The 18,441-nt window shown below is 59.0% G+C and carries 18 protein-coding genes and 1 pseudogene; 7 read left to right on the forward strand and 12 right to left on the reverse strand.

Going from position 1 to position 18,441, the window contains the following annotated elements:
* Nucleotides 1-11 precede the first annotated feature (11 nt).
* Nucleotides 12-686, reverse strand: coding sequence for a GDSL-type esterase/lipase family protein (locus ACN0X0_RS19645; protein ID WP_417280575.1), 675 nt, complete (start codon nucleotides 684-686; stop codon nucleotides 12-14).
* A 70-nt stretch (nucleotides 687-756) separates the two neighbouring features.
* Between ACN0X0_RS19645 and ACN0X0_RS19650 the strand changes: the two genes are divergently transcribed.
* Nucleotides 757-1,545, forward strand: coding sequence for a FadR/GntR family transcriptional regulator (locus ACN0X0_RS19650; protein ID WP_417280576.1), 789 nt, complete (start codon nucleotides 757-759; stop codon nucleotides 1,543-1,545).
* A gap of 219 nt (nucleotides 1,546-1,764) precedes the next feature.
* Here the strand turns inward: ACN0X0_RS19650 and ACN0X0_RS19655 are convergent, their stop codons facing one another.
* The 11 genes and pseudogenes from ACN0X0_RS19655 to ACN0X0_RS19705 form a co-directional block, all read right to left on the reverse strand.
* On the reverse strand, nucleotides 1,765-1,965 hold the full coding sequence (locus ACN0X0_RS19655) for a hypothetical protein (protein WP_417280577.1): 201 nt from the start codon (nucleotides 1,963-1,965) through the stop codon (nucleotides 1,765-1,767).
* Nucleotides 1,966-2,204: 239 nt separating this feature from the next.
* Nucleotides 2,205-3,665 (reverse strand): NAD-dependent succinate-semialdehyde dehydrogenase, encoded by a 1,461-nt coding sequence (locus ACN0X0_RS19660; protein WP_417280578.1) that lies wholly within the window; start codon nucleotides 3,663-3,665, stop codon nucleotides 2,205-2,207.
* 5 nt (nucleotides 3,666-3,670) lie between these two features.
* Nucleotides 3,671-4,944: pseudogene (locus ACN0X0_RS19665) on the reverse strand (4-aminobutyrate--2-oxoglutarate transaminase).
* A gap of 25 nt (nucleotides 4,945-4,969) precedes the next feature.
* Complete coding sequence (locus ACN0X0_RS19670; RefSeq protein WP_417280579.1) at nucleotides 4,970-6,079, reverse strand: class II histone deacetylase; 1,110 nt, start codon at nucleotides 6,077-6,079, stop codon at nucleotides 4,970-4,972.
* Nucleotides 6,072-7,418, reverse strand: a complete 1,347-nt coding sequence (locus tag ACN0X0_RS19675; RefSeq protein ID WP_417280580.1) for an amidase — start codon at nucleotides 7,416-7,418, stop codon at nucleotides 6,072-6,074. The genes ACN0X0_RS19670 and ACN0X0_RS19675 overlap by 8 nt, the downstream gene beginning before the upstream one ends.
* A 90-nt stretch (nucleotides 7,419-7,508) precedes the next feature.
* The gene (locus ACN0X0_RS19680) at nucleotides 7,509-8,720 is read right to left on the reverse strand and encodes a substrate-binding protein (protein ID WP_417280581.1); all 1,212 of its coding nucleotides are present in this window, start codon (nucleotides 8,718-8,720) and stop codon (nucleotides 7,509-7,511) included.
* A 24-nt stretch (nucleotides 8,721-8,744) separates the two neighbouring features.
* On the reverse strand, nucleotides 8,745-9,443 hold the full coding sequence (locus ACN0X0_RS19685; RefSeq protein WP_417280582.1) for an ABC transporter ATP-binding protein: 699 nt from the start codon (nucleotides 9,441-9,443) through the stop codon (nucleotides 8,745-8,747).
* Between the two features lies 1 nt (nucleotide 9,444).
* Complete coding sequence (locus ACN0X0_RS19690; RefSeq protein ID WP_417280583.1) at nucleotides 9,445-10,155, reverse strand: ATP-binding cassette domain-containing protein; 711 nt, start codon at nucleotides 10,153-10,155, stop codon at nucleotides 9,445-9,447.
* The gene (locus ACN0X0_RS19695) at nucleotides 10,152-11,153 is read right to left on the reverse strand and encodes a branched-chain amino acid ABC transporter permease (protein WP_417280584.1); all 1,002 of its coding nucleotides are present in this window, start codon (nucleotides 11,151-11,153) and stop codon (nucleotides 10,152-10,154) included. The genes ACN0X0_RS19690 and ACN0X0_RS19695 overlap by 4 nt, the downstream gene beginning before the upstream one ends.
* Nucleotides 11,154-11,159: 6 nt before the next feature.
* On the reverse strand, nucleotides 11,160-12,008 hold the full coding sequence (locus tag ACN0X0_RS19700) for a branched-chain amino acid ABC transporter permease (protein ID WP_417280585.1): 849 nt from the start codon (nucleotides 12,006-12,008) through the stop codon (nucleotides 11,160-11,162).
* Nucleotides 12,009-12,122: 114 nt separating this feature from the next.
* Complete coding sequence (locus tag ACN0X0_RS19705; protein WP_417280586.1) at nucleotides 12,123-13,070, reverse strand: LysR family transcriptional regulator; 948 nt, start codon at nucleotides 13,068-13,070, stop codon at nucleotides 12,123-12,125.
* A gap of 233 nt (nucleotides 13,071-13,303) precedes the next feature.
* On the opposite strand from ACN0X0_RS19705, the gene ACN0X0_RS19710 reads away from it, so the two are divergent.
* From ACN0X0_RS19710 to ACN0X0_RS19735, 6 genes are all read left to right on the forward strand, one after another.
* Nucleotides 13,304-15,475 carry a ParB/RepB/Spo0J family partition protein gene (locus ACN0X0_RS19710; protein WP_417280587.1) on the forward strand — a complete coding sequence of 724 codons (2,172 nt, stop codon included), beginning with the start codon at nucleotides 13,304-13,306 and terminating at the stop codon, nucleotides 15,473-15,475.
* Nucleotides 15,476-15,601: 126 nt separating this feature from the next.
* Nucleotides 15,602-15,982, forward strand: a complete 381-nt coding sequence (locus tag ACN0X0_RS19715; protein ID WP_417280588.1) for a DUF3768 domain-containing protein — start codon at nucleotides 15,602-15,604, stop codon at nucleotides 15,980-15,982.
* 117 nt (nucleotides 15,983-16,099) lie between these two features.
* Nucleotides 16,100-16,396 carry a hypothetical protein gene (locus ACN0X0_RS19720; protein WP_417280589.1) on the forward strand — a complete coding sequence of 99 codons (297 nt, stop codon included), beginning with the start codon at nucleotides 16,100-16,102 and terminating at the stop codon, nucleotides 16,394-16,396.
* Nucleotides 16,397-16,475: 79 nt separating this feature from the next.
* Nucleotides 16,476-16,859, forward strand: coding sequence for a DUF6878 family protein (locus ACN0X0_RS19725; RefSeq protein WP_417280590.1), 384 nt, complete (start codon nucleotides 16,476-16,478; stop codon nucleotides 16,857-16,859).
* 1 nt (nucleotide 16,860) lies between these two features.
* Nucleotides 16,861-17,337, forward strand: coding sequence for a DUF6915 family protein (locus tag ACN0X0_RS19730; protein WP_417280591.1), 477 nt, complete (start codon nucleotides 16,861-16,863; stop codon nucleotides 17,335-17,337).
* Between the two features lie 104 nt (nucleotides 17,338-17,441).
* Entirely contained in the window at nucleotides 17,442-18,071 is a 630-nt protein-coding gene (locus ACN0X0_RS19735; RefSeq protein ID WP_417280592.1) for a hypothetical protein, read from the forward strand.
* Nucleotides 18,072-18,441: the final 370 nt, after the last annotated feature.

Here is an 18,441-nt window from a genome sequence, read left to right on the forward strand (position 1 = left end):
CAGTGTCAGCGTCACATGGAACGGATTTCCAGAATTTCTGAGATCACCTTACCTAAGGCCCTGCCGAGAGCGTGATGCCCTTCGACCGACAAGTGCACCCCGTCGCGGCCCGCAGATGCGACGCTATTGCTGTCAAAGAAAAAACATCCCGTTCGGTCGGCCACCTGCGCCAGATACTCGGCGTGTCCTTGGCACCTCTCCGCCGCGTCGCCCCAATAGGCCTTTTCGGCTATCGGCATAATCATCGGCGGGGCGACGATCAGGACTTCGGGGCCGCCTTCGGCCAACGCATAATAGCCTTTGATTTGCTGGATTAGCGTCAACATCCCCCGAGCTGACATAAACGCATTGGCTCCGAATTGAAGCTTGAAGTCGTTTGTGCCGAGCATAAGGACAACGATATCAAGCGGTGCATGCGTCTCTATGCTGGCAATGAGCAGGCGAGAGCCATTCTTGTGAGGCCCTTCGACGGGGTCATCAAACACCGTCGTGCGGGCGCTCAGGCCGTCCTCGATGACATCCACGTCAAAGCTGGATTGCTGCGCCATGATGCGTGTCCACCGATCTGACTTCTTTAGTCGTGTCGGGGTCGAGGCAATATGCTTGAAGGGTTCACAGGCCCAAGTATTTGAATCTCCGAAGCACAGGACATTTCTAATGTGGGTATCCACCGGAGCTTTTTTCATGATTTGACCCTCCTATACATATGATGTATGGACTACCAAGACCAAAACCATCAAGCGAAAGCTTCACATTGTGACAGTTTACCGGCGACCAGACCCAATTCCCGTTCAAACCGGCACCAGTCGCGAGTTTGGCGAAAGAGATCGTGATGACGGTTTTTTGCTGGAAAAGTCACCGAAAGGACTAAGCGAGAGGGCTGCTGAAAGGATACTCCAGGCTATTCTTGAGGGTGTGTGGGGCTCAGATGGCTACCTTCCGAAGGAGACCGAACTTGAGGTGCGCCTTGGGGTCAGCCGAACGGCTGTGCGCGAAGCAATAAAGATTCTTGCAACCCTATCTGTCGTTGCTCCAAAGCGTCGGCGCGGAACCGAGGTCCTTCCACGACCTATGTGGAAGATAGTTGATCGAGAAATGATTGGATGGATGAACGGGGCGAAGGTTTCGTCGGTTTCCTATCTCGAGCAGTTTGAGGCTATGATAGGAATGCTTGAATCGGTTGTGCGTAGTTTGGCGCGCCAACGGGCAGACTTGTCGCCGTGGATCGAGCGGGATTTGGCTGAGAATAGCCTCTATTCAGATCCTACTACTTTGGTTCTAAGTTCTTTCCGTCAGTTGGCGGATTGCCTTGGCAATCAGTTTGTTTCATCCTTCGTCTTTAATCTGACTTGGGCTCTTCAGGATCATCATTTCGAAGAACTCGCTCAAAACTTCGATGAAATGTGTCTCGAGAAGCTCAGCACGATGGCTGTCTTGATTGCCAACGGAAATGAACGAGCGGCGGTTGAGCAATTTCGAGAGTGTGTTGCAGGATATTTGACATCCACGAATACTCCGTCGCTGATAATTCCTTCAGTACCATGAAAAGAGAAAGACTCGGGCGAAGCGTTGATCAGCTTCACTTGAGTGGTCCAGTTTGATTGTTAGTGCATGATCGGCCTTTGGTCCATCTGTGTGATGGTTTCTGGGGCCGGTGGGTGGTCGCCCAGAGCGCTGTGGGGGCTGGCAGCACTTCGATTCCCACAGCATCATGATCGAGTACAGAGACTACGAGGGCAATATCGGCCACTCGGGGTGGTTGTCCTACTGATCTGAGTTATCACTGGGCGTCAGAGAAAACGGGCGCATGATGGCAAGGTCTGCTTCAAAGTCTTCAGGCTCGACATGCCAGCGGCGGCTCATCGAGCCATCATTCCAACGGTAATCGGTGAAAAGGTGAACCTCCTGCACACCATCGTTCAGAAACCCGTCCTGGAAAGGCCAGCCTGTCTTTCTTTTCGCCATGTACTCGCGTCACTCGGTAAGCGTCCGGTCTGACTGCCCTACGGTGTGGTTTCCCATGGCAGCAGATCATCGACGCGGTTGATTTTGTAGTCTGGAATGCGTGCCAGGGTATCGGAGAACATCTGGTTGACGTCATCGACGAAAGAATGGCCGGAGGTCAATTTCTGGGGCTCCAATCTGAGCGGGAAGGGGGGGCGGGGACGATGGCGGGAAGGGTACCGTCCCAAGGTTTGGCCGGATCAGGAAATCCCGCCAAAGCATACGTTCTTAATTTCGAGGAAGTCTTCGATGCCATATTTGGAGCCCTCGCGGCCGAGGCCGGATTGCTTGATGCCGCCGAAGGGGGCGACTTCGGTCGAGATCAGGCCGGTATTCACGCCGACCATGCCGGACTCGAGCGCCTCGGCCACGCGCCAGATCCGCGCGATGTCGCGGCTGTAGAAGTAGGACGCAAGGCCGAACTCGCTGTCATTGGCCATGTCGATGACCTCGGCTTCGGTCTCGAACCGCACCAGCGCTGCGAGCGGGCCGAAGGTTTCCTCGCGGCACACCAGCATCTTGTTGGTCACGCCGCGCAGCACCGTGGGCGCAAAGAACGTGCCGCCCAGGTTGGACCGTGTGCCGCCGGTCGTCACTTCGGCGCCCTGCGAGACGGCGTCGGCGATATGGGCCTCGACCTTTTCCACGGCGGCCTCGTTGATCATCGGGCCGGTAGTGACCCCTGCGTCGAGCCCGTTGCCGACCGCCAGCCCGCACACCTTCGCCTTCAGCTTTTCGGCGAAGGCATCGTAGACGCCCGCCTGCACATAGATCCGGTTGGCGCAGACGCAGGTCTGGCCGTTGTTGCGGAACTTGGCGATCATCGCGCCCTCGACCCCCGCGTCGAGATCGGCGTCGTCGAACACGATGAAGGGCGCGTTGCTGCCCAGTTCCAGCGACATCTTCTTGATGGTGGGGGCGCATTGCTCCATCAGGATGCGGCCGACGCGGGTTGAGCCGGTAAAGGTGATCTTACGCACCTTAGGATTGGCGCAGAGTTCCTTGCCCACGCCCGAGCTGTCGGACGACGGGATGACGTTGAACACTCCTGCCGGGATGCCCGCACGCTCCGCAAGAACAGCCATGGCCAGCGCCGACAAGGGCGTCAGCTCGGCAGGGCGCGCCACAAAGGTGCAACCCGCCGCCAAAGCGGGGCCGACCTTGCGCGCGATCATCGCGTTGGGGAAATTCCACGGCGTGATCGAGCCGACAACGCCCACGGGTAGTTTCAGCACCATGATCCGCTTGTCGCGCTGGTGGCCGGGGATCACGTCGCCATAAATCCGTTTGGCCTCTTCCGCGAACCATTCGATGAAGGACGCACCATAGAGGATTTCTCCGCGTGCTTCGGCCCAGGGCTTGCCCATTTCGGCGGTCAGGAGCGTGGCAAGGTCGTCGGCGTTCTCGATCAGAAGATTGTTCCAGCGGCGCAGGATCGCGGAGCGTTCCTTGCCCGTCATCGCGGCCCAGTCCGGCCCTGCCGCATAGGCTGCATCAATGGCGCGCGTCGTGGCCGCCACATCAAGATCTGCCACCTGCGCCAAAAGGTCACCCGTCGCGGGATCGGTCACATCAAAAGTCACCTCGCCTTGGGTCCAGACGCCGCCCAAATAGGCGCGGGTTTCCAGAAGTGAGGGATCTTTCAGCTTCAGGTCCATCATTTGAGCTACCCTTTCACGGAGTCGATGGAGGCCTCGAGAATGTCGAGCGCCTCGGCAAAGACCGCATCGGGGATCGTCAGCGGCGCGAGGAAGCGGATCACGTTGCCATAGACCCCGCAGGTCAGCAGCACGAGCCCGCGCTTGAGCGCTTCGGCGCGGATTGTATTGGTCAACTCGGGGTTGGGCGCCTTGCCGTCGGCGGCATTGAATTCGGCGGCGATCATAAAGCCGGGGCCGCGCACATCGACCATCTCGGGCACGCGCGTGCGGATCTCATTTAGGCGTTGTTTAAGGCGCGAACCGAGGGCGTTGGCCCGTGCGCAGAGATCCTCGTCTTCGATCACATCAAGCACAGCATGGGCTGCGGCATTCCCAAGGGGTTGCCCCCGTAAGTGCCCCCAAGCCCGCCCGGCTGGGCAGCGTCCATGATCTCGGCGCGGCCCGTGACAGCGGCCAGCGGCAGACCGCCCGCCAAGCCCTTGGCCATCGTCGTTAGGTCGGGCGCGACATCGTAACCCTCCATGGCGAAGAGATGGCCCGTGCGCGCGAAGCCCGTCTGGATTTCGTCCGCGATCAGCAGGATGCCGTGGGTGTCGCAAAGCGTACGCAGTCCGCTCATGAGATCGGTGGGCGCGGGATAGAAGCCGCCTTCGCCCTGTACCGGCTCAAGGATGATTGCCGCCACGCGACCGGGGTCGAGATCGGTCTTGAAGAGTTTCCCGATCCCCGCCAGTGCGTCCTCGGTTGTGGTGCCGTGCATCTCGACCGGGAAGGGGACGTGATAGACATCGGGCATCATCGCGCCGAAATTCTGCTTGTAGGGCGCGACCTTGCCCGTCAGGCTCATGCCCATGAAGGTCCGCCCGTGAAAGCCGCCGCCAAAGGCAATGACCGCTGGGCGGCCCGTCGCGGCGCGCGCGATCTTGATCGCGTTCTCGACAGCTTCGGCCCCGGTGGTCACGAACACCGTCTTCTTGGCAAAATCGCCCGGCACTCGGTCGTTCAAACGCTCGGCTAACCGGATGTAAGTCTCGTAAGGAAGGACCTGGTGGCAGGTATGGGTGAACGCCTCGGTCTGCGCGCGAACCGCCTCCATCACCCGCGGGTGGCAATGGCCCGTGTTGACCACCGCAATGCCTGCGGCAAAGTCGATATAGCGATTGCCTTCGACGTCCCACACCTCGGACCCAGAGGCACGGGCCACATAAATTTGCGTCTGCATGCCAACCCCACGCGAAATGGCGGTGTCGCGGCGGGCGGAAATCTCAGTGTTCTTCATTGTAGTCTTCCTGATATGATGGTGATCAGAGCAAAGCCGCTGCGAGATCGCGGACGATGTCTGACTGAAGGGATTGGACGCGCGCATCGGGCTGTTGAACGATGATGCGCGAGTGGATCGGATCTGGTGCACGCGTGATACTGCCCGAGAGTTCTTCGAGAACGGCATGGCCGCAGAAGGGGACGTGAAGCTCGGAATATCCGCCTTCATGGGCCGCAACGACTTTCTCGCAGGCCTCCATCACCATGCGCGTCATGTCGCGGAAGGTATGCGAACCGCAGAGCATCCTTGCGATGGGGTCAATCGCAGAGGCGTCAAAGCCACAGGCGATCACGATCATATCTGGCGCGAAAGCGCGAAGCTTCGGCAGAACGATCTGTTCCATCGCCTCGAGATAGGTCTGATGGCCGCTCCCTGCGGGAAGGGGGATGTTGACATTGAAGCCGCGCCCCTTGCCCTCACCTTGGTCGGAGACCGCGCCGCTGTCATGCGGGTAGCAGCGGTCCTGATGAATCGAGATCGTTAGGACGTCATCTCGCTGGTAAAAGATATGCTCGGTGCCGTTTCCGTGGTGGACGTCCCAATCGAGCACCGCCACGCGGCCCACAAGCCCCGCCGCTTTCGCGGCCTCAATGGCAATGGCGATATTGGCCAGCAAGCAGAACCCGTTAGGCCAGTCCGGGAGGCAGTGGTGCCCCGGCGGGCGGGTGAGCGCATAGGCATTGCGAAAGTGCCCCGCCGCCACATCCATGACCGCCTGTTTCACAAGCCCGGCTGATTGCGCAGCAATTTCAAAGCCGCCTAGTCCGAATGGGGTACGCAGGCCAAGCTCCCCGCCACCTTGGTCAGACAGTGCTTTGAAAGTGTCGAGATAGTCCTGCGGATGTACCCGGGCGAGGTCTTCTGCGGTTGCACGAGGTGGGCTCAGCATCGTCAGTTCGGACGAAAGCCTCGTCGCGTCGATTAGGTTTTTCAGTCGGCGCTTGGTTTCTGGCGCTTCGGGCAGGCCGCCGGCAACCAGAGGCTGCACCAGCCCGCCAACCGGCACCACCATCGCGTAATTCCCGCCCCCATGCCAAAAGCATGCCTCGTCCCAGTAAAACGCAGTTTGTTTCGGGTTCGTTGGCTTACTCATCGCAGATCCTCGGTTTGTTAGAAAGGCCGTGGTGGTCCACGGGGTGGATTTTGGGGGTAATTTCACGGACGAGAGCTAGAAGACTGGAATCCTCATTGCGCCGGCCAACTAGTTGCAACCCCTGCGGAAAACCTTCTCTGCAGGTTGGATCAGGAAAGGACAGGGCTGGGTGCCCTGACTGGTTGAAGGGCGCAGTGAAGCGGATCAGAGCGGCAAGGATTGAAGCGGGTTCTCCGTTAACCAGTGCGGAATCGTCGCTTCGCTCTGGAACAAGGCAGGGCAGTGTCGGCAGGAGCAGAAAATCGACCTGAGAGAACAATACGTCCAGCGCCTCCAGATAGGCGCGTCGTCTGGTTTCGGCAGCTATAAGGTCTGATGTCGACACACGACTTCCGATCTCAAGACTTTTCTGCATGATTTCAGGAAGATCGTCGCTGGTCAGATCATCACGCGCCTCATAGGTCGAAACGGCATCTGCGAGGCTCAGGTTGAGATGAAAGGCCAGTACATCGTCGAAATCGGGGAAGGCGACCTCGCTGAGGTTGTGACCCGCCGCCCGCAGGCTTCTACAAGTGCGATCCATTGCGTCGGAAATGTCGGGCTCGATGCACGCGAGACTGGACCAAGGAACGCCAATTCTGGCCGGTCGGGTTTCAGCTGGCGTGGGCGCGATGAGTCCGAACACGGCAAGAGTGCGCTCAATGCATGGGATGGATCGCGCTAGAAACCCGATGTGATCGAAGCGGGGTGACAGCGGGCGGATGCCGTCCGTCGGAATGGTTCCAATAGTCGGTTTGAAGCCGTAAATACCGCAGCAAGCCGCAGGAATGCGAACGCTGCCGCCCGTGTCGGTTCCAATCGCCAGGTCGCAAAAATCCGCTGCGATCGCAGCGGCGGAGCCGCCACTTGAGCCGCCTACGATGTGGTCGGGTCGGGTGGGGTTGATGACTTCGGGAGTGGTGACACCGAATGCACCGCTATCGGTGGCGGTGACGCCAAGGATGACAGCGTCCTCAGCGCGCAGGCGCGCGACCACCTGAGCGTCTTCAGTCGCGATGCGATCTTGGAAGCCGGGAATACCAGCGCAGCAACGGCAATTCTTGGTGTCGATATTGTCTTTAATAGCCACAACCATGCCATGGAGGCCGCCGCGCCGGTCTGCGGGCAGTGCGTCCAGATCTCTGGCGGTTTTGAGGGCGCGGGAACGGTCGACCGCGGTAAAGGCATGAATATTGGAATTGAGCCTGTCGACCCTTGCCATATATCCACGCGTCCGGCGTGCGATGCTCGAAGTATGTCCCAGCCCGTCCGGACCCGAACCGCGGTTGATGTCTGTCATGAGTCACCCGTTCGCGCAGGCGTGCATCCGGCGCGTTGCTTGAAGAAATTGCCCCGCCTCCCGTTCAGAAGGCGGGGGAGTTAGGGAGGGTCAGGTCAGTTTGCAGCCATCGACACGGGGCGCAACGGCGCCGAAGTCCTCGATGATGTCGAACTGACCATCATTGCGGCACCGTCCGATGATCGAGTGGGTCGCGAGATGGTTCGTGGTGCCGTCAAATGTTACCTTGCCCTGCGGGGCGTCCAGTTCGAGACCCGCCATTGCGTCGATGACAGCCTCGGTTTCCGCCGTTCCGGCCTTGTCCACCGCCTGCGCGTATAGCTTTGTCGCCACATAGGTTGCCTCGGCAATCGCGTTGACAAATGTGTCCGCCCCGAAATGCGCGCGATAGTTGGCGAGGAAAGTGTCGCTCGTGGGCGACTTCAGAGACGAGAAGTACGACTGGTTCACGATGATGCCCTCAACGTCCGAGCCATCCACAGCCGTCGTGAACAGTTCGTCCAAGCCGTTGGTCAAAAGCTGACCGCCAGGTTTGTAAGATGCAAACTGTTTGATGAATGTTAGCGCGTCGGCCCCTGCAAAGAGTTCCCACACAACGTCTGGCTTGGCCTGGCGGATGCGGTCTAGCGCGGGGCCAAAATCCTGAGTCCCGAAGGGAAAGAACTCGGTGCCGAGAACGGTACCGCCGGTGGCCTCGAATGCCGCGGCGATCGCCTTGGCGGTCTCCTGAGGCCAGCCGTAGTCGGACCCGAGGATATAGACCGATTTTCCCACGTTGTCCGCAATCCAAGGCACGAAAGGATCGATGGACTGGTTCGGGATCTGGCCGGTGCAGGCAAGGTAACGCTCGCATTCGCCGCCTTCGTAGTAGGTCGGGTAGATTACAAGCTTCTTGGCTGGCGCCGAGACGCTCAGCGCGGCGGTACGTTCGAGGCTGGTGATCATGCCAATAATGACATCGACCTCGTCCTGCAGGATGAACTTGCGAGTCTTGTCGATAGCTCCGCGGGTCGTGGTCTGATTGTCCTCAATCAGCACTTCGATCTCGCGACCTGCAGCCCCTCCGGCGGCGTTGATCTCGTCAACGGCCATCTGGAAGCAGTTCACCTGGGTTTCGCCGAGAAGAGTTTCCAATCCGGTCAGTGCCGAGTGGAACCCGATCTTGATCTCGTCATTCCCTGCCGCGCGCAGAATCGACGGCGCACCCAGCAGGCTTGCGCCAACAATTGCGCCCGCGCCACCGTGCAGCATCGCCCGTCGCGACATGGTGGACGCGGGTTTGTTTTTGTTATTCGACTTCATGTGGTTCTCCTTGTTGGTGATTTGTTAAGTTGCGAGCGCCTCGAATACCTTTTGTTCGTCCTTCAGATCGGCGGCGCTCAATGACTGCGCGATCTGACCTTTGCTCATCACCAGGCAGCGGGTCGCCGCACGGCTTGCGAGTTCGAGATTTTGTTCGACCAACAGGACCGTGATGCCGAGTTCTTTGTTGATCGATTTCAACAAGCGCCCGATGTCTTGCACGATGGAGGGTTGGATACCTTCGGAGGGTTCGTCGAGAAGTAAGATATCAGGTGCCCCGCATAACGCACGAGCAAGTGCAAGGATCTGCTGTTGCCCACCTGAAAACGTTCCCGCTTTCTGCCGCATCCGATCTTTGAGGATGGGGAAGCGATCCAGAATATCTTCTGGGATCTGCGTGCTGCCATCGCGCCGGGCCCTCAGACCTGTCTTGAGGTTTTCCTCCACGCTCAGATTGCCAAAAATTCCGCGCCCTTGCGGCACGTATGCTACGCCCGCGTGCGCGTGTTTGTTTGGCGGTAGGGCTGTCAGATCTGCCCCGTTCACCTGTACGTGACCTTCGGTCGGCGTGATGATGCCCATCAATGCCTTGAGCAACGTCGTCTTGCCCACACCATTGCGCCCGATCAGGACGAGTGTTTCGCCCTTCGAAATCTCGAAAGAAACATCGTGGATTACGGGCAGATTCCCGTAGCCGGCCTTGAGACCTGATACACTTAGCATTCTACGCCTTCCCCAAATAAACATCGCGCACGAGCGCGTTGCTCTCGACATCCTTGAAGTTGCCCTCAACGATGATTTCACCCTGATGCATTACGTATGTGTGGCAACCGAGGGCCCGTACGAACCCCATATCGTGTTCGATGGCCATGACAGCCGTTTCATTGGACATCGACAGAATTAGGTCCGCCGTTTTCTTGGTTTCTTCGGGAGTCATGCCTGCAGTAGGTTCATCGAGGAGCAGCAATCTCGGGCTGGACATCAGAGCCATACCAATTTCGAGCCATTGCTTTTGCCCATGGGCGAGAAGGCCGGCCTGGTCATTCTGCAGCCGTGTCAGTTCGATCCGTTCCAACATGTCGTTGGTGCGGGCCTTGAGTGTCCGGGCCTTGCCTCTATCTCGGCATGAGAGTTCGAGGTTTTGACGCACGCTGAGGGAGCCGAAAACGCTCGGCACCTGGAACTTACGCGCGATCCCCTTGCGGGCGAATTGATGCAAAGACAGGCCGACGAGCGATTGCCCGTCAAAGATCACCTGCCCCACATCGGGGCGAAGGGCGCCGCACAGCATGTTGAACAAAGTGCTTTTGCCCGCGCCGTTGGCGCCGATGACACAGATGATCTGCTTTTCGTCGATCCCGATGGATACGTCCCGCGCGGCGGTCACACCCCCGAAAGTCTTGCCCAGACCAGTTGCTTCTAGAAGCACGCTCATTTTTGTTCCCCTTTCTGTCGTGTTAGACGGGCGAACAGGGTTTCGGCCCCCTTTAGCACTCCCTCAGGCAGCAAAAAGACAGTTAGGATAAAGAGGGCCCCCATGAGCAACGGCCAGAGTTGTACGTTGATCGATGATACTTGCTGTTCGAACCAGATCACGGCGACTGCCGCGCAAACGGGGCCAACAAGCGTACCACGTCCGCCAATGGCGACGAAGATGATCGCCTGTGTAGAGAGAACGAGGTTGATGCTGTCGGTCGCTACCACGCCCACAGCGGAGGCATATAGAGCACCGCCCAATCCTGCGATTGCAGCGGAACCGACAAAGACGATCAAAAGATGTGCGGAGGTGTTGAACCCGAGAGCCTGCGCACGCCTTTCGTCGTCCTCGATAGCGCTCAGCAGCGATCCGTAGCGCCCACGACAGATCAGCCAAACCGCAGCGGTGGTCGCGATAACGACCGAAATGAGGAACCAGTATTGCGCCAGTGGTCCGAGGGCGCGCATGCCGTGCGCGGTTGGGAAAAGCAATGGCGGGATTCCGAGCAGTCCGGAGTCGCCGCCGGTCACATTTGACCAAGTCAGGATGACGTGTTGTGAAATAACACCCAAGGCCAGCGTGACAATCGTGAAATAAGAGCCGCGCACGCCCCCAAAGATCAGAAAATAGCCGACGACTAGCGCGACTAAGGCTGCCAAGATGACACCTCCGGCGAGGCCGATCCATGCACCTGCGGCGGGGTTCAGCCCTAATTGGGTCGAGATGATGGCTGCGCCATACGCGCCCGCGCCGAAAAACGTGGCATGTCCAAAACTGAGGATACCCGTCTTGCCCCAAAGAAAGTCGAGACCGAGTGCCATGAGGCCTATCAGCATAGCGTCACGAACTAGAGAGGCCGAATAGAGGCCGACAAATAGCGGCGCGCAATAAGCGGCGATGAGTGCAGCTAGGATAGCTAGACGCCAGAGTGTTCGGTAATGTGTTGTGGGTGTCATGGCGGGTTACCTCGAAACGATACCGCTGGGCCGAAAACGGACCAGAATGATGGCCAGGACGAGCACAAGTGCTTGAGACATCGTCGCAGGCATGACGTAGTTGAATGCTGTTTCCAGGCCGCCAACAAAGCTGGATCCCGCTATCACGCCGGGAACGCTACCCGCCCCGCCGACGATCACGACAAAGAAGGATCTGGCGAGATAGTTTACGCCCATTTGCGCGATTACCGCTGTCAGAGGTGCGAGTAGGACACCGGCGACGGCTGACAGCCCCGTGGCGAGAGAAAAGGCGATAGCATAGACGCGGCTTGTGTCTATGCCAAGTGCGTCTGCCATTTCGGGGTTTTGGATGACTGTCCGCAATTCGAGCCCAAATCTTGTGCGCTGCATCACGAAATGCGTCGCCATAACGATAGTGGCTGCGATGACAATGAGCACGAGGCGATAAACGGGATAGGGCGCACCCAGAATGTCGATACTGGCGGTAATTGGCGTGGAGACCCGCTGTGGGGCTGCCCCGAAAATCAACTGCAACGATTGCTGAATGATGAGCGAAAGACCCCATGTCGCCATGATTGTCGCCAACGGTCGTCTATATAGGAACTGGACAATGGATTTTTCGATCATCAGACCAAAAGCCGCGCCAATGAGAGGAGCGAGCGCAAGCGCCAACCAGAAGCTTCCACCAAGACCTTGGATAAGCGCCAGTGAGAACGCTCCAATCGTGATGAAGTCTCCGTGGGACATGTTTATTATTCCCATGAGGCCGTAAATGATCGCCAGCCCCATACCGACCAGCATGAGTATGCTGATCAGGGTGAGCCCGTTTAAGGTTGCTGAAATTGCTAGGTCCATAGTTCTCCCTTGCACCGTCTTGATCGCGGTATCTCAGGGAAAATGGCGGAACCTTTTGTTCAAAAAAATCCCCAAAAACTTAAGTCAGCATCAGTATTTACTTAAGCAATGTATTCAAATCGACAGATCAGACCCGATGCGATAATCGACCGACGCAACAGGTTCGTGTACCCCTAAAAGGGTTTCCATGAACATCTCGAGAAGTTCGCTTTGGTTGCGTTTTGGTTTTGTTGCCACTTCGTACAAACATTTATACCCTAGCTGATCCGGAAGGAGCGGTCTAATCCGGTCGGATCGGGTCCAGTTCTCGGCGTAATGCGAGGGCAGGTATGCCGTGTACTTGCCGGACAAAATTAACATCATCAGGCCTTCGATATTGGCCGCCGACGCGCCGACCGACAGTTTTTTCTCGAAATGTGGTAACTGTGCATTCGAGACATAGGCGCGGGCGGCGTGTTCTTCTGCCAACACGTCTTCGAGTGCCAGTTCATTTGGAGCCCGATCAAACAATGGACTTCGGTCGCCGCAGTAGAGGTTCATGCCCGAGGTGTAGAGGGAGTGGTAGGTTAGGCCCTGGCGTCGTGCGGGAAAGAACCCCACTCCAAGATCGCACGAGCCATCGAGGACCATTTGCTCGACATCGTTCGTTGCCGCGACATTGATAACAATCTCTGAATTGGGACTCTGCTCCTTGAAGTTGTGAATAGCCGAGGCAAGGCTAAAGTTTTCATTGAAAATGGAGTTGTCGACGATGCTCAGATGGAGACGTCCCGATACCGTCCCCGCCGTGGCGGAGACAACGGCGCGGAACTCGTCGATCGACCGGAACAAGACATGGCAGGCGTCCAGCACGGCTTTGCCTTCCTCCGTCAGCCAAAAACCAGAGCGTCCTCGATGGCAAAGTACAACCCCCAAGCGTTCTTCCAACTGCTTCATTTGCATCGAAATATTTGCCTGAGAGACGTTGAGAGCAGACTGCGCAGCAGCGAAGCCGCCGCATCTTGTAACGGTTTCGAAAACTCTTAGTAGTCGGAGGTCAACGTCTGCGATCGATGTTAGCATAGATCTTCCAGTACTTATGTTGGGCTGGTCAACTTAAGATAATGACATGTTGTTTGAGGCTAACGCAAGGGGAGTGCCCCGACGGACATAAGAATACGCATAAGGTTTATTATGTAAATAATTTGTCGGCGGCGGTTCGTGCCAGAAAGAGCCAGAGAAAGGGAAGCCCGGGTGCCGGGCTTGAAAGGATAGAGAGAGACTCATCCGGGTCCGGCGCAACAAGGACCGAACCTATGGCCAAGACCTCGACCCGCCCGAAACCCGCCACCGCGAAGAAGACCGAAGCCTCCGGATCGACCGCGCCTGACGGCGCCGCCGACATCCGGATGATCCCGCTCGACCAACTGGAGCCGAGTCCGCTCAACGTGCGCAAGGTTGCGGCCAGCGTGAGCGATGACGCCGAACTCCTTGCCAGCATTCGCGAGACCGGCATTAAGCAGAACCTGGTGGTTCATGCGCTGACTGAGACACGTTTCGCTGTCGATGCGGGTGGGCGCCGCCTCAAGGCGCTGAAGCAACTCGCCGATGAGGGTATCATCCCCGCGGATCATCCCGTGCCCTGCCTCGTCGAGGACGAGCGCAACGCTGTTCTCACCTCAGCCACGGAAAATCTCCAGCGCGCGGCAATGCACCCAGCCGACCAGTTCGAGGCTTTTGAGGCGATGATCGCCGAGGGTCGCAGCGAAAACGATATCGCGCTGAAATTCGGTGTCTCGGTTGACTTGGTTCGCCGCCGCCTCAAACTCGCCCGTGTCGCGCCGGAGATCATTGAGCAGTTCCGCGCGGGCGATCTGATGCTTGAATGCGTGATGGCGTTTACGCTGACCGACGACCACGATCGCCAGTTGGCGGCCTGGAATGCAGTGAAGGGCGGCTACCACATCCACCCGCAAAGCATCAAACGCCATTTGACCGAGACCGCCCATTCGGCGAGCTCGGCCCTCGGGCGCTTTGTCGGCATCGAGGCGTATGAGGTGGCGGGCGGCGTTCTGCTGCGCGATCTCTTCGATGATCATGCCCGCGCCCATATGGAAAACCCCGACCTCCTGGAACGCCTCGCGATCGAGAAGCTGCAATCCGCGGCAAAACCCTTCGAGGCGGCGTGGAAATGGGTCGAGGTGCATCTCTCGGTGGATTACGGTGCGTTTCGTAGTTTCGGGCGGGTCTATCCGCTGGACATCGAACCCGATCCGGACCTCCTCGCCGAAGAGACCCGCCTGATTGAACGCGAGGAAGAATTGGCGGCGCAGAATGACGGTGAGGACTGGACGGATGCGGAGACGGAAGAATATTACGCCATCGAGCCGCGCCTGCGCGAGATCGAGGCCTTGCAGCGCGAGCGGCAACCCTATGCTGATGAAGATCGCGCAATCGCCGGTGTGGTTCTGACCATCGGCCATGACGGGACGCTGCGCGTCGAAAAAGGACTGGTGCGGCCAGAGGATATTCCCGCCGCGCCGGAACCTGACGAAGTCTCCGCGGATGTGGATGGCACCCCCTCCCCTGCCCGTCCGCAGGTGACGCCGCCGACCTCATCGTCGCCGGTGCCGACCTCCGACCCGGCCGCGACGTTGCGCAAGGCGGACGGGATTTCGGCGAGCTTGGCGGATGATCTCCGGACCACCCGCCAGCACATCCTCAGGGCGCATCTGGCGGCGGATTTCGAGGTGGCGTTCGATGCGATGCTCTATGCGCTTTGCGAGCAAGCTCTGGGACGGTCCTACAACAGCGAGGCGCTCGACATCTCGATCCGGCCTTTTCAGGCCTCGAGTAGTGAGGTGCTGCATGCGGACACCGTCGCCCAGAAGATGCTTGACGCGCTGGAACAGGATCTTGCAACCGACTGGATGACGCTGGAGAAACCAGAGGACTTCCGGACGATGTCGGCACTGCCTGTGGCGGACAAGCAGGCGCTCTTCGCTTGGGCGACGGGTCTGGCTGTCAAGCCGCAGCTCAGCACCGACAATCGACCTTCCCCGATCATCGAGGAGATCGGCGCGCGGCTTGATGTCGATGTGGCCGCCTGCTGGCGCCCGACCGCGCAGAACTACTGGGGGCGGGTCAACAAGGGCCATGCTGTGGCCACGGCGCGCAAGCTGATCGGCGATGACTACGCCGAGGATCGCAACCGCGAGCGCAAGGGCGATATCGCGGCGGCGATGGCGCGGGCTTTCGCGGAAATAGCCGGCGAGACGGAAGGTTTCGACGCGGCGACGGTTGCCAGGACGACGCGCTGGCTGCCCGACGGGATGGTGTTTGTCGGCGCGACAGAGGCCAGTGCCGACATGGGTAACGATGCGCACGCGGCCGCGGAAGGCCACGTGCCCGCCGCAAACGCTCTGGCCGACGCCGAGAGCGATGAACCGTCGTCCTTGCCTGCCTTTCTCAGCGAGGATGCGGCCTGACGCGGCGAAGACCGATCTGATCATGACATGAGCCATGGGCCGTCCTCACGTCGAGGGCGGCCCTTTCCGACTGACGGGTTGCCTACAGCTGATATCGGATCGGCTGGCCTGTCCCGGAGACACCCCATGACCACCACACTCGATCTCGATCCCGTTCGGAAAGCCGTACTGATCGCCGCGCAGAACGATGCGTTTCGTCACTCGGTCCTCGGCAACACACCTGTCACCGATGCCCCGCAGGGCCAGTTCGTGATGACACGTGGCGTCGCGGCGCTTGGGCCCGAAGCGCAGTTGGAATTGACCCGCCGCGTCGCCGCTTTCGACGGGTTCACTGCCGACAGCGACCCCCAAGGCTGGCACGAGATGGGTGTGATCGATCTGGATGGCACGACGGTCTGGTTCAGGGTCGATTTATACGACACCGACTATCAATTTGGCTCGCCTGAACCTTCCGACCCCGAACAGACGCGCCGGGTTCTGACCCTGCTTCTGCCGTCGGAATACTGACGACCCCGTTCCCACAACACCGCCCCGGACCGTCCTTGCACAAAGGGCGGTCCTTTCACGCTGGCGGGTTTCCAAGGGGCGCGATTGTCGCGTTCCGCCCGCCGCAGGAGACCAGAGATGGCCAAAACACTCGACTACCAGATCACCCTCTACCCCGCGCATCGTGATGGCGCCTTCGCCGTCACCCAGTTCCAGATGATGGCGAGCTACCCCGAAAAGCGCATCCAGGCCGCTGGCATGGATGACCTCATCGACAAGGTGACGCAGTTCGCCATGGAGCACGGTGAGAGCTGCAGCGCTTCCGTGCGATGCCTCGCCCCGCGCAAACCGCCCGGGTTCAAGCGCGCGACCGAAAACCTCTATTTCAACCTAGTTGACCGGACGGCTGAGAAACGCGGCGACGCCGCGGCCTGAAGCCCCCCGCAGGAAACCTCCTGGGCGACCTGATGCAACGGTCGCCCTCCCCTTCCCTCAATTCCAAAGGATCAACGACATGACACAAGTGAATGATTTCTACGCGCAGATGCTGGAAGCCCAGCAACGTGCAGCCGAACAGCGGGTCGAAAACCGCGCGGCACTTCTCGCCGAGCTGCGAGCTCTCGGCGTAACCGGCATCGAGGTGCAGTACGAAGGCTACGGCGATTCCGGCAATGTCGAGGATGTCGTCGTGGCCCCTGACACGGTCACCCTGACGGACGAGTTGCGGCGCCGGGTTGAAGATTTCGGCTGGGACTTCGCGTATGCGCTGAGCCCTGGCTTCGAGAACAACGAAGGTGGCTATGGCGAACTGACCTGGGCGCTCGAGGCGGACAAGATCGATGTCAGCCACTCGAACCGCTATATCGAGACCAACACCACCGAACACGAGGGGCTCTGACATGGCGCATCCCCTTCACCATGCCGAAAGCTCGGCCCGAAAATTCGGTGGTGTTCCAAATGACTATCAGTTCGTGCATGAGTGGTTTGACTCATCCAAGGAACACCTCGCGCTTTTCACCCACAGAGCACATCGGCACCATACGCTCGGGATATTCGAGGCTGAGCGGTTGCTTGGGCGCAGCCTGACCAACAGCGCGGGCCGGGTCGTCCCGATCCGCTGGATCGGTGAACAGCATGTGCGCGAGGATTGCCAGGGACGCATCCCGTCGCTTGCGGACTGGCTCGGCCGCATCCAACCGGAACCGTGGATGGCCAACGGCCGGATCGACAACGATCTGACGCAGATCGGCAGCGATCCGCGCGCGGCTTGGATCGAGGCGGTTGCGGGTCACCAGACCATTCTCGGGTTTGAGGATTGGCTTCTCAAGGTCTCGGTCGAGCACATCCAGCATCGCCAGAACCGCGCCGCCGCCTGATCTCTCCGGGCGGCCAGCATACCTGCCATCTGACCTCGTCCCTATCGACCCGCCTATGCCCTAACCGGCCTGGCGGATCTTTCGTTTCAAGAAAGAAAATCGACATGCATGACCCCGCCTATGAGGAGCTCCACCAGGGCCACACTATCAAAATCTACCACGATCCAGACGCGGAAAGCCCACGGGAGTGGTCCAACCTCGGCACACTGATTTGCTGGCACCGCCGATACCGGCTGGGTGACAGTCACCCCTTCAACAGCCCCGAGGCGTTCCTGCGCGATCTCGCGGGCGTCTCAGACCAAAGCGATCTCTCGATGGACCAGCTGCGCGAACGCGCCGATCGCAAGGCAATCCTTTTGCCCGTGTTTCTCTATGACCATTCTGGGCTCGCAATGAACACCATTGGGTTCCATTGTCCATGGGATTCCGGCCAGGTCGGTTACGCCTATGTGTTGCTTGAGGCGGTTCGGCAGGAGTTCGATGTGAAGCGCGTCACCAAGGCGTTGCGCGAGAAAGCTGAAGACATCCTGCGCGGTGAAATCGTCAGCTACGACGCCTATCTCGACGGGCGGGTCTATGGCTATGTGATTGAGCAGGACGGCGAAGAGGTCGATGCCTGCTGGGGGTTAGTCGGCGACTACGAGCTGGACTGTTTGCCGGAGGCGCGACGTGCGGTGCCTGATCATGAGCCGAAACAGTCGACAAATTCCGATATGGCTCAGGCCCGCCCATAGGCAAATCGGTCTGCTACGGCGGGCAGGATTTACAGCGCGGCCTTAGCAAGCTTGATGTTCCGTCAATGCTGCAATGCAGAAATAACATAGGGCAGCTATTGTGCAGATGCAACATGCCCCCTATCTTAAGTCATGTGATCAGTTCCTCCTCCTCCTCCTCCCTGAGCTGATCCAGAATAATCGGCGGCATCCACCTCCTCCCGGATGCCGCCTTTTTCTTTTGTGGCGGTTTCACAATCGGCGGATTGGGGCCCTAAACGCTCAACACTCTGAGGTATCAACAGGTTTTAGAACTCGGTTGTGTTCGATGTCCGGCTGCAGGTCTCTCGAACAGCAACAGAGGATCCCTACCTGAGACTGGCTTGTAATA

Source organism: Celeribacter sp. (genome assembly GCF_048270365.1).
Classification (GTDB): domain Bacteria; phylum Pseudomonadota; class Alphaproteobacteria; order Rhodobacterales; family Rhodobacteraceae; genus Celeribacter.